This is a genomic window from Winogradskyella sediminis, from assembly GCF_003387355.1.
GTDB lineage: Bacteria > Bacteroidota > Bacteroidia > Flavobacteriales > Flavobacteriaceae > Winogradskyella > Winogradskyella sediminis.
Genome location: NZ_QUNH01000001.1, coordinates 79,484 through 93,473, shown reverse-complemented (window position 1 = coordinate 93,473; position 13,990 = coordinate 79,484). Strand labels below are relative to the sequence as shown.

The following is a 13,990-nucleotide window of genomic DNA, read 5'->3' as shown; positions in this document are numbered from 1 at the left end:
TTTTTTTCAAAATAAATAGGCTCTAAACTATAATAAATTTATATGTTTGCATTATCCTATTAAATCTATAGGGTAGTAGTGTTAGGAAATTAATAGTAATAATATGATGCGTATTACAAGTAGAGGTATGTTTTTATAAAATAAATAAAGGGGGCTTCTACACCTCAATAAAATATTAAGCGAAGCATGGTAAAAACAAGAAAGAAGACTTGTAATTCATTAGTTACGGTAACAATTTCTTAATAGATTACAGGTATTTGAGCTTTGGCATTAATAATCGGAGGTATAGAAATCGTGTCTAAAAAGGTACTTTATTTTTATAACGAGCGCACATGGACTAAAATAAAATGGAAAAAATGATTAACATAGATATTGACGTTTGGAACAAAAAATTGAGAGATAAAACTCCCGATGAAATTGCGGAATGGGCATTACGGCTATCAGATAATAGAATCGTAACCACAAGTTTCGGAATTTATTCTTCTGTTTTGTTAAGTACAATGTCTAAACTAGATAAAGATATAAGAGTGGTTTGGTGCGATACCTTGTACAACCAACCAACAACTTACCAGCATGCCGATCATTTAATTAAAAAGTATAATCTTAATATTCTAAAATATCAAAGTCTATATACCAAGGAAGAAATTGATTCTACAATAGGATTGCCAAGTTTAGAAGATGATAACCATGCTATTTTTTCTGAAGCTGTGAAATTAGAGCCTTTTAGAAGAGCCTTAAAAGAGCAAAATCCAGATGTATGGTTTACTAATATTAGAGTAAGACAAACGGAATATCGGGACAAAAAAGACATTTTAAGTTATAGCAAAGATGGTATTCTTAAAGTGAGCCCGTTTTACTATTGGAGTGATGCAGATTTAGATAAATATATAGAAGATAATAACTTAGCTAAAAATAACTATTATTTCGATCCTATAAAAGCACTTCTCAATAGAGAATGTGGTATACATTTTCAATAAATAAATGAAAATAAAAGAGGCTACCAATAGCTATATAATTATGCTTTAAAATCCTATAAAATCTATAGGAATAATATATTTAAAATTATGCAAAGTTTCCGAACCGAATTAGAAAATCCAGTAGTTGAAAAAGATATTCTTGAATTAGCACATAAAATTGAGCTTTTTCGAAATGGAAAAATTGACGAGGAAAAATTTAGAAGCTTACGGTTAGCTAGAGGCATTTATGGTCAGCGTCAAGAAGGCGTGCAAATGATTAGAATTAAATTGCCATATGGTAAAGTTTTAAGTCATCAATTGCGTCGTATAGCTGAAGTTTCAGATGAGTATTCTAGAAGTCGTTTACATATTACTACGCGTCAAGATATTCAAATACATTACGTAGATATTAATAGAACTCCAGAACTTTGGGCCGAATTAGAGCGCGATGAGGTTACAATTAGAGAGGCATGTGGTAATACCGTAAGGAACGTTACCGCAAGTGAAACAGCTGGTATTGATATTAACGAACCATTTGATGTATCTCCTTATGCAGACGCGTTATTTAAGTTCTTTTTACGAAACCCAATATGTCAAGAAATGGGAAGGAAATTTAAGGTTTCTTTTTCAGCTTCAGAGGAAGATACAGGGTTGTCTTATATGCACGATTTAGGTTTTATTGCCAAAATTAACAATGGAGTTAAAGGATTTAAAGTGATGTTGGGTGGTGGTTTAGGATCACAACCAAGACATGCCGATTTGTTTTACGAATTTCTTCCATCAGATAAAATAATCCCTTTAATGGAGGGAGTATTAAGAGTATTTGATCGTTATGGAGAGCGCAAAAGTAGAGCGAAAGCACGACTAAAGTTTTTATTAAAGGATATTGGATTAGAGGCTTTTAAAATTTTGATTGAAGAGGAGCAAAATGCCATAGCCTTTAAATCCGTCACTATTGATGATGCTAATTACAAGGTTTCTAAACCGGTTACGGTCACTGCCCCAAATGTTGAAATTAAAGATATTGAGGCCTATAATTTATGGAAATCTACCAATGTAATTCCTCAAAAACAACACGGTTATGTGGCTATAGGAATTAAGGTCTTATTAGGAGATTTTTACACCGACAAAGCGCGTTTATTGGCTGATTTAGTTGAGCAATATGCAGCTGGTGAAATTAGGTTAAGCTTGCGGCAAAACATCTTAGTTCCTTTTGTAAAAGAAGATTTGTTACCGTTTTTCTATATAGAGTTAAAAAAGTTGGGCTTCGTAGAGGCTGGTTATAATAAAGCTGTAGATATTACAGCATGTCCTGGTACTGATACTTGTAACTTAGGGATTGCAAGTAGTACTGGGATAGCCCAAGAACTTGAGCGTGTTATAAAAACAGAGTATCCACAATATCTAGAAAATTCTGATTTGGTAATTAAAATCAGTGGATGTATGAATGCTTGTGGGCAACACAATATGGCAAATATCGGTTTTCAAGGGATGTCTATCCGTACAAAAGATAAGCTAGTTGCTCCAGCATTACAAGTTTTGTTAGGCGGTGGAAATTTAGGTAACGGCAAGGCGTATTTCGCTGATAAAGTGGTTAAAATTCCAAGTCGAAGAGGTCCAGAAGCATTACGTAGAATATTAGATGATTTTGAAACCCATGCTGAGGGAAAGCAGTTTGTAGACTATTACAACGAAAAAGGGGAAAAGTATTTTTACCATTTATTAACCGATTTGTCGAATACGGATAATTTAACGCAAGACGACTTTATAGATTGGGGAACAAATGAGCAATATGTAAAAGCCATAGGAGTTGGAGAATGTGCTGGTGTAGTTATCGATTTAATTGCCACATTGTTTTTAGAAAGTGAAGAAAAAATTCAAGAATCTAAAACCGCATATAATAATAGCGTGTATTCAAGTGCAATATATGAAGCATATCGTTCAATGGTAAATTCGGCCAAAGCCATTTTACTTTCAGAAAATATAAGTACCAACACACAAGCTGGTATCATTAAACAATTTGATGAACTATTTGTTGACACTCATAAAATAGATTTAGGAGGCTCATTTTCTGATATTGTTTATCAAATTAAAGTTTATCCTCCAACTAAGGATTTTGCCAGTAATTATATAAACGCCGCAGAGGAGTTTTTAAAACGTCTTAGAGCTTTTAGAGATACTAAGATTGTGAATTAAAGATAGGAGTATGACACCAAAATTAACCGTAGTAGGAGCAGGACCAGGAGATACAGATTTAATTACTGTAAAAGCGATTAAGGCAATAAAATCGGCTAATGTAATTTTATATGATGCATTAGTGAATGTTGAATTATTAGAATATGCATCACCACATACTGAATTAATTTTTGTTGGAAAACGAAAAGGCTGTTATGCTTACCAACAAAATCAAATTAACGAGTTAATTGTAGAACGCGCATTAAGATTTGGCCACGTAGTGCGGTTAAAAGGTGGTGATCCTTTTGTATTTGGTCGAGGTGCAGAAGAACTAGATTATGCTAAAGCATATGCGATAGAAGTTGCTGTTGTGCCTGGTATTTCATCGTCTGCAGCAGTCCCTGCATATCAAGGTATTCCTTTAACTAAACGCAATGCGGCTGAAAGTTTTTGGGTCATTACAGGTACTACAAAATCACATCAAATTTCAGGGGATATAGCTTTGGCTGCTCAATCTACAGCGACCGTCGTTATTTTAATGGGTATGAGTAAGCTCTCAGAAATTGTCCAAATATTTTCAAATGAGGGGAAGTCTGAGACAGCTATTGCGATAATTCAAAATGGTACTAGACCTAATGAGAATGTTGGTATTGGTACAATTTCTAATATCAAATCTATTGTTAAAGCAAAGCAGCTCTCTAATCCTGCTATTATCATAATTGGAGAGGTAGTAAATCAGCGCGTAGATTTAACAGATATTTATAATAAAGCGAATTTGGCGCAGTATAACACACAGAAGCAAATAGCCTAACAATGGAACGAAATAATTTATATCCCATTTTTTTAAAGCCTAAAAACCTTAAGATACTCATTGTTGGAGGTGGTTATGTAGCAGAAGAAAAATTAACCTTTCTATTAAAATCTAGTCCAGATGCCAACGTTACTATGGTGGCGCCAATGTACAGAGAAGAAACAATTAAAATCGCGGATAGAGGAGATGTAAATCGTGTTGTAGACGTTTATAAAACAGACTATTTAAAAGAGCATCATATGGTCATTGCAACAACGGATCAACCCGAAATTAATATTCAGATTTACAAGGATTGTCGGTTACAACATAAGCTGGTAAATGTAGCAGATAATCCACCATATTGCGATTTTTATATGGGAGGAATTGTCACCAAGGGCAATGTTAAAGTAGCCATATCTACTAATGGTAAATCACCAACAACAGCAAAACGATTACGTCAGTTTTTTGAAGATGTAATACCAGAAAATATCGATGATTTAGTAAAGAATCTCAATATATACAGAAAAACAATTAAAGGAGACTTTGAACAAAAAGTTGAAAAATTAAACGAATTCACTAAAGGTTTAGTCGAAAAAATGTAGAATATGATTACAACAGATATACTTATTATAGGAGCAGGACCAACAGGTTTATTTACAGTATTTGAAGCTGGATTGTTAAAATTAAAGTGCCATTTAATTGATGCATTGCCCCAACCTGGTGGTCAATGTTCCGAATTGTATCCCAAAAAACCGATTTATGATATTCCAGGGTTTCCAGAAATTTTAGCAGGAGACTTAACTTCAAATTTGCTAGAACAAGGCAAGCAGTTTCAGCCTGGTTTTACCCTCGGTGAACGTGCAGAAACTATAGAAACTTTAGAAGATGGTAGTTTTATTGTTACAACAAATAAAGGCACCAAGCATCACGCTCCAATTATAGCTATTGCTGGTGGTTTAGGTAGTTTTGAGCCTAGAAAACCACAATTAGAAAATATAGATAAGTACCAAGACAAAGGCTTAGCATATTTTATTAAGGATCCAGAAGTTTATCGCGATAAAAAAGTAGTGATAGCAGGAGGAGGCGACTCTGCATTAGACTGGAGTATTTTCTTAGCAGATGTGGCTTCAGAAGTAACCTTAGTACATAGACGAAATGAATTTAGAGGGGCTTTAGATTCTGTAGAACGCGTCCAAGAATTAAAATTGCTTAATAAAATAAACATTATTACTCCAGCCGAAATTACAGGTTTATATGGAGAGGATAAAATTGAAGGAGTCGCTGTTACTAAAAATGGTGACACTAAGGTTTTAGAAGCAGATGCATTTATACCGCTTTTTGGCTTATCTCCAAAATTGGGACCTATTGGAGATTGGGGACTTGAGATAGAAAAAAATGCCATTAAGGTAAATACATTAGATTACCAGACTAATATTCCGGGAATTTATGCCATAGGTGATGTCAATACTTACGAAGGAAAATTAAAGTTAATTCTTTGTGGTTTTCACGAAGCAACCTTAATGTGTCAATCCGCTTATAAAAGACTTAACCCAGGAAAGAAATTTGTTTTAAAATACACTACAGTTAGTGGAGTAAATGGATTCGATGGTTCACGGAAAGAATCACCAAAGGCAGTTGTTAAGGCAATTGTGTAATGCAAGGTATTACCTTATTTATTACGGACAGAAATGGTAATTTATCTACCTTTTTGGAACCTACTGATTTGGTCATGAATGTCATGGGAGTTATACGCTCCTATGATTTAGGTGCGAGAGGGTACAATTGGTAACTGTGGTGGTATGGCCATGTGGGCTTCATGCCAATGTTATATCAATTCAACGCATAACTTAGCGGCTATGGAAGGTGAGGAGGAAGCTATGTTATCTGAAGCTTTTAATGTTATAGAGAATAGCCGGTTGAGTTGTCAGATTACGGTGTCATAGGTTTTAAATAACTTAAAAATAGTGTTGGATCTAGAATCTTAAGATCAAATTAAATACGTAACAATTTCTTAGGTTTTAATTAACAAAAGAGTCTGTATTTAGTGAGATATTTGCACCGTAGAATTAAGCCCTTTATCATGAAAATATTAAACAAATATAAATCAGATTTTAGATTTGTATTGCAACTATTGGCTCTAACAGCGATATCATTATTCGCTACTTTATTTATATAAAGCTTAGCGCTGATATAGGCTTCTAATTGTAATTATTGACTATTTTAGCACCTCAATAATTGCCAATGAGAAATCTATTATGTACCATTATTATATTCTTCTCTGTAGTACTCTATGGACAAGAAAAAAAGCATAGTACGTATTTTGATCTCAATTATTTTGGAGGCAATATAGCCCTTCATAATAATAGTATTCTTCATTTAATAAAGGGGCATCCTGAAGGTTTTATATTTAGTTGGAACCAAAAAACGTTTGGTAACCAAGCTTGGCAACAGCGGTTTAACTATCCAGATTATGGAGCGTCTTTTATTTATCAAGATTTAAAAAACGAAATTTTAGGGACTAATATAGGGCTTTACGCACATTACAATTTCTATTTTTTTAAGCGAAATTTAATGTTACGACTTGGACAAGGCTTGGTGTACTCAACCCATCCATATGATAAAATTGAAAACCCAAAGAATATAGCATTTGGATCTGATATTTTAAGCTCCACTTATTTAATGGTGAATTATAAGAAGGACAGACTCTTTAATCGTTTTGGGCTGCAAACAGGTTTGTCTTTAATTCATAGTTCTAATGCCAATGTTAAAGCACCTAATACTAGTGTTAATATTATAGCTTTTAATTTGGGAGTAACTTATCATTTAGATATGGAAGATCCTGAATATAAAAATGTAGTTGAAAACGGGAAGTTTACAGAAAAGGTGAAATATAACCTTGCGTTTAGAACCGGAATTAATGAAAGTGATATTATCGGAAGTGGGCAGTTTCCATTTTATGTCGTATCTGCATATGCTGATAAACGCTTAAGCCATCTTAGTGCTATCCAATTTGGAGCAGACATGTTTTTTTCAAACTTTTTAAAGGAATTAATTTATTACGAATCGGTTGCATTTCCTGAAGAACAAGTTAGTGGAGATGAGGATTATAAACGTGTGGGACTATTTTTAGGACACGAATTATTTATAAATAAAATATCGATAGAAACACAATTGGGTTATTATATATATTATCCATACGATTTTGAAGGTAGAACTTATATAAGAATTGGTTTAAAACGGTATTTCGGGAAAAAGTTATTTGCTGCTGTTACCTTAAAATCACATGCTGCAAAGGCAGAAGCCGTAGAATTTGGAGTGGGTGTAAGGTTATAAAAGCCCATAAACTTTAAGAGTATCGATATCCCATAAGATTAAAGTAATATGAAAAGAATACATATTTGCGTTTTTACGTTTTTTATGCTTTTTGCTTGTAATAGTGAAGATGCTAACGATTGTTTTCAAACCTCAGGAAACTTAATTCAGCAAGCTATCACTGTACCAAGTTTTAAACGTATTATTGTTCATAGAGATATCGAAGTGATTATAAAAGAGGCTCCAAACTATAAAGTTACTGTTGAAACTGGTCAAAATTTAATGAACGATGTTAAGGTAGAAGTTTTAGGCGACCAATTGGTGTTAACTGATAGTAATTCATGCAACTTTGTTAGAGAGTATGGTATTACTAAAATATATGTTGAAACGCCAACACTGACAGAAATTAGATCGTCTACACAATACAACATTTCCTCAGATGGTGTTTTAAATTATGATATACTCAGTTTACTGTCTGAAGATTATAATGCAGAAAATGAATTTACAGTGGGAGATTTTAGACTTCAAATAAATTCAGAGACGCTTAATATTAGATCTAATAACCTTTCGTTTTATTACATTGATGGAGCTGTAGAGGATTTGTTTGTTGGATTTTATTCTGGTGACGGTCGTTTTGAAGGTGAAAATTTAATAGCTCAAAATGTTCAAGTTTATCATCGTGGTAGTAATGATATAATTGTAAATCCACAGGAAACCTTAACTGGAAGCCTGAGTGGTACAGGTGATTTAATTTCTGTTAATGAGCCAACAATGGTAGATGTTGAACGTATTTATACAGGGCAATTGTTGTTTCAATAGCAATAATGCTTTCTTTTAAAGCTAGTTATAAGCTAAAGCGCTTCCAGACGTTTTAGTGTAGATAAGGATAACAGCTCAAAAGACTTCTGTGTACAGTTTCTATTCTAATTAGTGAGTTCTTGAAATAAACTTTCTAAACTTGCATTCTTCTGATTAAGTTGTAGAATTTTTAATTCATTATCATGTGCAAAATCAAACACGTGAGAGCGCATATCTTCTTTGGTCGAAAAAGTGATTTCATATACAAAATTGTGTATATTTTTTACACTTTTTACCTTAGGTAGCCTTAGTAAGAAGGCATCTTCAACTCTATAGTCAAATTCAACAATTACAATTTGTTCTTGGCCTTCTCGTAGATCTTTTAGGTATTTGTCAGCAACCACTTCTCCTTTATTAATGATGATGACACGGTCGCACATCGCTTCAACTTCTTGCATAATATGAGTTGATAAAAACACAGTTTTCTCCTTTCCTATATTTCTAATTAAGTTTCTAATATCTACCAGTTGGTTAGGATCTAAACCTGTGGTAGGTTCATCTAAAATTAAAACATCAGGATTGTGTAATAAAGCATTCGCTAAACCAACACGTTGTCTGTAGCCTTTAGAGAGCTGGCCAATTTTCTTATGTGCTTCGGGTTTTAAACCGGTTAATTCTATGACTTTATCTATACGCGATTTTGGGGTGGCGTAAACGTTGGCGTTGAAATTTAAATATTCTTTAACGTATAAATCGGTGTAAAGCGGATTGTGTTCGGGCAGATACCCAACACTCTTTTGTACATTTTTCTTATCAGAGTTTACATCAAAACCATTTACAATAGCAGAACCGTCAGACGCATTTATATAGGTGGTTAAGATTTTCATCATAGTTGATTTTCCCGCTCCATTCGGGCCTAAAAAACCAACAATTTCAGCATCATTTACCTTAAAAGAAACGTTATTAAGTGCCTTCTGATCTTTATATAATTTGGTTATGTTTGAAACTTCGATTGACATACGGTTATAATTTATTCAAAAATAGGTATTTCCAAATATTGTATTGCAATTATTATTAATTCTTTAAAATAATAGAATTAACTCCAAAAAAACAAGGCAACAATTTTGATTTGCAAAAATAATAATTACATTAGCGACATAATTAAAGATTTCCACTGGTGTGGAAAATGAATATGAACATATCTAGAGCATATTATAACTGGTTTTATTTCTTTTTTAGCTAAAGGAACGAGACTGAGTATGTTTTATTTAAAAATATAGTTTTAAAGTCTCGATTTAATCGAGACTTTTTTTTATGTCAACTTTTAAAAGTTGAAGAATGTTAAGCTGATTTTAAAAGCGATAAAAGAGAATTATAAATTGTGGGCAAACCAATAGCAATACAAGGAATTAAGGGATCATTTCATCATGAAGTTGTACAGCATTATTTTAATGTTGAAGCTAATGTGGTAGAATGCATGAGTTTTGATAGTGTTATCGATACATTACTCAATAACCAATCAGATGATATTGTAATGGCTTTAGAAAATTCTATTGCAGGTTCTATTATACCTAATTATGCGCTAATTGATAATCACAATTTGAGTATTGTAGGTGAGTGTTATTTAGATATACAGCATAGCTTAATGGCTTTGAAGAACCAAACAATTGAAGAGATTTTAGAAGTGCATTCACATCCTATGGCTTTATTACAATGTAAAGTGTTTTTTAGAGAATACCCACATATTAAATTGGTAGAAGCTAAAGATACAGCAGATGTGGCTAAGCAGATTTCCGAACAAAATATTAAAGGCATTGCAGCGATTGCAAGTAAAAACGCAGCGCGATTATACGGACTTCATGTTTTGGCAGAAAGTATTCAAACTATAACACATAACGAAACACGTTTTGTAATTGTTAGACGCGAAAATAACCATACGGATAACAATGGAATCAATAAAGCATCATTAAAGTTTGAGTTAGATCATAAACGTGGCAGTTTAGCAGCAATATTAAATGTGTTGAGCGACTGCAAACTGAATCTTACTAAGATACAATCTTTACCAAAAATAGATACACCTTGGAAATATGCATTTTTTGTAGATGTTACATTTATAGATTATAAAGATTATGAGAAAGCCAAATCCATTATGGGTTTAATGGCTGAAAATTTTAAAATATTGGGAGAATATAAAAATGCCAAACTATGATAGAAGTTGCAAAACGTTTACAAAATGTAGAGGAATACTACTTTTCTAAAAAGTTGAGGGAAGTCGCACTTTTAAAATCGCAAGGTAAGCCAATTATTAATTTAGGAATTGGTAGTCCGGATTTAGAGCCACCTTTTAAAGCTTCTATGTTGCTTCAAGATAGTCTAGTAGAAGAAAAAGCGCATCAATACCAAAGTTACCAAGGTTTGCTTGAATTGAGAACAGCCATTTCAAATTTCTACAAAAACCACTATCAGGTAAATTTAAGCCCACAAACAGAGGTGTTACCTTTATTGGGAAGCAAAGAAGGTATAATGCATATTTCTATGGCCTTTTTAAATAAAGGAGATAAAGTATTAATTCCCAATCCTGGGTATCCTACATATGCCTCAGTAACGCAACTTTTAGAGGCTAAACCAGTTTATTATGATCTTAAAGAAGAAAATAATTGGGAACCAGATTTTGTGGCTTTAGAGCGCTTAAACCTAAAGCGTGTAAAAATTATGTGGATTAATTATCCGCATATGCCTACAGGAGCTAATGCAACCAATAAGTTTTATGATAAAGTTATTGCGTTTGGAAAACGACACAATATTCTAATCGTGAATGATAACCCTTATAGTTTTATTCTCAATGATAAACCTATAAGTATTTTAAGATACAAGGACGCTAAAGACGTGTGTTTAGAGTTAAACTCATTGAGTAAAACTTTTAATATGGCAGGATGGCGTGTAGGAATGTTAATGGGTAATTACGATTTTGTAGATGCCGTTTTAAGAGTTAAAAGCAATATGGATTCTGGTATGTTTTATGGTATACAAAAGGGAGCGATAGAAGCTTTAAAATGCTCAGAAATGTGGTTTAAGAGTCTAAATAGTGTGTACCAAAAACGTCGGGAGTTAGTTTGGAAATTGGCCAAAGGACTTAATTGTACATACGATGAACATGTCTCCGGATTGTTTGTTTGGGCAAAATTGCCAGCGCATTTAAAGTCCGAAGAATTTACAGATTTAGTACTAAAAGAACATTCTATTTTTATTACACCAGGTACTGTTTTCGGTAGTAATGGAGAGGGTTATGTTAGGTTTTCATTATGTGCTTCAGAAGAAATAATAGAAGAAGCCGTAGCGAGAGTGTAGTTAATAGTTATTGTCACAAATTAGAGTGATTATTAAAATATAAAAAGTGAATAATATTTTTATCATAGGAGTTGGGTTAATTGGCGGAAGCTTTGCATTAGATATTAAAACATTATATCCAACATGTACTGTTTTTGGTATAGATAACAGTGAGAAGCACATTGAAGAAGCTATACAACTTAAGGTTGTAGATCAGTCGGCTAATTTTGAAGATTTAGGAAAAGCTGATTTGGTTATTGTAGCCATTCCTGTGGATGCCACTTTAGCGGTTTTACCCAAAGTTTTAGATTTTGTGTCAGATCAAACCATTGTTTTTGATGCAGGTTCAACCAAAGAAGATATTTGCGATGTGGTAAGAACACATCCTAAAAGACGAAATTTTTTAGCGGTACACCCTATAGCTGGTACAGAACATTCTGGTCCAAAAGCTGCCATTCGCAATTTATTTAAAAGCAAAACAAATATAATTTGTGAAGTGGAAGAAACTGCCTTTAAACTTCAAGAAAAAGCATTAAAGTTGTTTGCGGATTTAGGAATGAGAATACGGTATATGAATCCTAAGGCTCATGATAAGCATATTGCTTACGTTTCGCACTTATCGCATATCAGTGCATTTATGTTAGGAAAAACGGTAATTGACAAAGAACAAAATGAGCGCGATATTTTTGATATGGCAGGTAGTGGGTTTGCAAGTACCGTACGTTTGGCTAAAAGTTCGCCAGCTATGTGGGCGCCAATTTTTAAGCAGAACAAATCTAACGTTATTGAGACTTTAGATGAGTATATAGATAATTTAAAACATTTTAAACAATTGATGGAAGATTGTGATTTTGAGGCCGTCTATGATGAAATGGAAAAAACAAATCACATAAAAGACATATTAAACGGAATACAATAGTAATTAAGAATAAAAATAAAAATGGAAAACAAGAAAGAAATGAGAACGTGGTTGGATGATATGAATTTAGATCATCCATTAGTAATTGCAGGTCCTTGCAGTGCAGAAACCGAAGAACAAGTCTTAAAAATAGCACACGAGCTTAAAGATACAGACGTTAATTACTATAGAGCAGGTATTTGGAAACCAAGAACACGACCAGGAAATTTTGAAGGAGTAGGAGCTCTAGGTCTAAAATGGTTGCAAAAAGTAAAAGAAGAAACAGGAATGAAAACCTGTACCGAAGTTGCCAATGCAGCGCATGTTAAATTGGCTTTAGAATATGATGTAGATTTATTGTGGATTGGAGCACGTTCTACAGTAAGCCCATTTATAATGCAGGAGATTGCAGACGCTTTAGAAGGAACTGATAAAATTGTGTTAGTTAAAAATCCAGTAAATCCAGATTTATCCTTATGGTTAGGTGGTATTGAAAGATTGTACTCTGCCGGAATTAAAAATTTGGGTGCTATACATAGAGGTTTTTCAACGTATGAAAAGTCTAAATATAGAAATATTCCAGAATGGCAATTGGCTATAGAATTTCAGAATAGATTTCCAGATTTACCATTAATAAATGATCCTTCTCACATCACAGGAAATAGAGATATGATTTTAGAAGTTTCTCAGACCGCTCTAGATCTTAATTTTGATGGCTTAATGATTGAAACACATTTCGATCCTGAAAACGCTTGGAGTGATGCTGCACAGCAGGTAACACCAAGTAGTCTTGTTCAAATTATGAAAGACTTAAAAATTAGAAAAGAATCAGATCCTGAGGCTGAATACAATTCCGAACTTAATAATTTAAGAGCTCAAATAGATGTTGTAGATAATCAAATTATTGAGTTGTTAGGTAAACGTATGAAGGTTGCAGATGGCATTGGTGCGCTTAAAAAGCAAAAGAATGTTGCTGTACTACAAAGTAAACGTTGGAACGAGATTTTAGGAAAAATGGTTTTAGAAGGAGATGAAAGAGGACTGAGTGAAGAATTTATTTTAAGAATGTTTAAAGCGATTCATCAAGAATCAATTGTACATCAAGAAAAGGTTATAAACGGTTAAAATAAAAAGGCTCGCAATTTGCGAGCCTTTTTTATTTTAGTGTATTGCCAAAATTAAAGCGATCTCTTAAATGTATAACGGGTAATAAAAATGCCTTTGCCATCACCTTTTCCGCCTTCACTTTCAACTCCTGTATTAATAAAAGCTAACTCCCAGCCTTCTGCAATCATTGCATTAACTTTAGAGGTCATTACCGCATCGTTAGCAGCAATATTTTGAAAACGGATACCACCTAAATTATAAAAATTTAAAAGTTTAGTCTCTTCGTAGTCTTTTACTCTAATTTCGTCTCTTTTAGATTTATTTTTTTCATCTTTATCTTTATCGTCAGATCTAGTTGTCGTAAAGTCTCTATAGTCTTTTGTTTCGTTTGCTGAAATCATTCTAGAGCGTCCAAACCCATTTGGTACAATAGATTCTACAACAGTTACAACCTTATACTCAACTTGAGCAGTAGGTTTGTCTCCATTAACAAATGAAAACGAAATTAAGCCACCAACAAGTAACCCGATAAATAATAAATTTTTTTTCATAATAAGTAAATTGTTTGATTAAGGTCGCAAAATAATGATTTTTGGTATAAAATGTTTTCCTTTGTTATTGTTTAAA

The 13,990-nt window shown here is 33.2% G+C and carries 14 protein-coding genes and 1 pseudogene; 13 read left to right on the top strand and 2 right to left on the bottom strand.

Annotated features, from left to right (window positions below; all coding sequences use genetic code 11):
- The first annotated feature begins 264 nt into the window (after positions 1-264).
- The 9 genes and pseudogenes from C8N41_RS17205 to C8N41_RS00400 all read left to right on the top strand — a co-directional run bounded on the left by C8N41_RS17205 (position 265) and on the right by C8N41_RS00400 (position 8,052).
- The gene (locus tag C8N41_RS17205) at positions 265-360 is read left to right on the top strand and encodes a DUF2061 domain-containing protein (RefSeq protein ID WP_262507951.1); all 96 of its coding nucleotides are present in this window, start codon (positions 265-267) and stop codon (positions 358-360) included.
- Positions 357-977, top strand: coding sequence for a phosphoadenosine phosphosulfate reductase domain-containing protein (locus C8N41_RS00435; RefSeq protein WP_092447796.1), 621 nt, complete (start codon positions 357-359; stop codon positions 975-977). Before C8N41_RS17205 ends, C8N41_RS00435 begins: the two co-directional genes overlap by 4 nt.
- Before the next feature lie 87 nt (positions 978-1,064).
- The gene (locus C8N41_RS00430) at positions 1,065-3,152 is read left to right on the top strand and encodes a HEPN domain-containing protein (RefSeq protein WP_115837704.1); all 2,088 of its coding nucleotides are present in this window, start codon (positions 1,065-1,067) and stop codon (positions 3,150-3,152) included.
- A 10-nt stretch (positions 3,153-3,162) separates the two neighbouring features.
- A complete protein-coding gene (gene cobA / locus C8N41_RS00425; RefSeq protein WP_115837702.1) occupies positions 3,163-3,942 on the top strand; it encodes a uroporphyrinogen-III C-methyltransferase in 780 nt (259 codons plus the stop codon).
- 2 nt (positions 3,943-3,944) lie between these two features.
- On the top strand, positions 3,945-4,523 hold the full coding sequence (locus tag C8N41_RS00420) for a precorrin-2 dehydrogenase/sirohydrochlorin ferrochelatase family protein (RefSeq protein WP_115837700.1): 579 nt from the start codon (positions 3,945-3,947) through the stop codon (positions 4,521-4,523).
- 3 nt (positions 4,524-4,526) lie between these two features.
- Positions 4,527-5,576, top strand: coding sequence for an NAD(P)/FAD-dependent oxidoreductase (locus C8N41_RS00415; RefSeq protein WP_115837698.1), 1,050 nt, complete (start codon positions 4,527-4,529; stop codon positions 5,574-5,576).
- Positions 5,576-5,864: pseudogene (locus C8N41_RS00410) on the top strand (ferredoxin). Before C8N41_RS00415 ends, C8N41_RS00410 begins: the two are co-directional and overlap by 1 nt.
- 298 nt (positions 5,865-6,162) lie before the next feature.
- Positions 6,163-7,254: an acyloxyacyl hydrolase gene (locus tag C8N41_RS00405; protein WP_115837696.1), complete on the top strand. Its 1,092-nt coding sequence runs from the start codon at positions 6,163-6,165 to the stop codon at positions 7,252-7,254.
- A 48-nt stretch (positions 7,255-7,302) separates the two neighbouring features.
- Positions 7,303-8,052: a head GIN domain-containing protein gene (locus C8N41_RS00400; RefSeq protein WP_092446645.1), complete on the top strand. Its 750-nt coding sequence runs from the start codon at positions 7,303-7,305 to the stop codon at positions 8,050-8,052.
- 104 nt (positions 8,053-8,156) lie between these two features.
- Here the strand turns inward: C8N41_RS00400 and gldA are convergent, their stop codons facing one another.
- Positions 8,157-9,050 (bottom strand): gliding motility-associated ABC transporter ATP-binding subunit GldA, encoded by an 894-nt coding sequence (gene gldA, locus C8N41_RS00395; protein ID WP_092446646.1) that lies wholly within the window; start codon positions 9,048-9,050, stop codon positions 8,157-8,159.
- A gap of 362 nt (positions 9,051-9,412) precedes the next feature.
- On the opposite strand from gldA, the gene C8N41_RS00390 reads away from it, so the two are divergent.
- Genes C8N41_RS00390 through C8N41_RS00375 form a run of 4 tightly spaced genes read left to right on the top strand, consistent with a single transcriptional unit; the run spans position 9,413 to position 13,381 of the window.
- Entirely contained in the window at positions 9,413-10,240 is an 828-nt protein-coding gene (locus tag C8N41_RS00390; protein WP_115837694.1) for a prephenate dehydratase, read from the top strand.
- Positions 10,237-11,379, top strand: coding sequence for a pyridoxal phosphate-dependent aminotransferase (locus C8N41_RS00385; RefSeq protein WP_115837692.1), 1,143 nt, complete (start codon positions 10,237-10,239; stop codon positions 11,377-11,379). The genes C8N41_RS00390 and C8N41_RS00385 overlap by 4 nt, the downstream gene beginning before the upstream one ends.
- 46 nt (positions 11,380-11,425) lie before the next feature.
- Positions 11,426-12,277 carry a prephenate dehydrogenase gene (locus tag C8N41_RS00380; RefSeq protein WP_115837690.1) on the top strand — a complete coding sequence of 284 codons (852 nt, stop codon included), beginning with the start codon at positions 11,426-11,428 and terminating at the stop codon, positions 12,275-12,277.
- 21 nt (positions 12,278-12,298) lie between these two features.
- Complete coding sequence (locus C8N41_RS00375) at positions 12,299-13,381, top strand: bifunctional 3-deoxy-7-phosphoheptulonate synthase/chorismate mutase type II (RefSeq protein ID WP_092446650.1); 1,083 nt, start codon at positions 12,299-12,301, stop codon at positions 13,379-13,381.
- A gap of 53 nt (positions 13,382-13,434) precedes the next feature.
- On the opposite strand, the gene C8N41_RS00370 is transcribed toward C8N41_RS00375, so the two are convergent.
- Positions 13,435-13,914: a hypothetical protein gene (locus C8N41_RS00370; RefSeq protein WP_092446651.1), complete on the bottom strand. Its 480-nt coding sequence runs from the start codon at positions 13,912-13,914 to the stop codon at positions 13,435-13,437.
- Between the last annotated feature and the right edge of the window lie 76 nt (positions 13,915-13,990).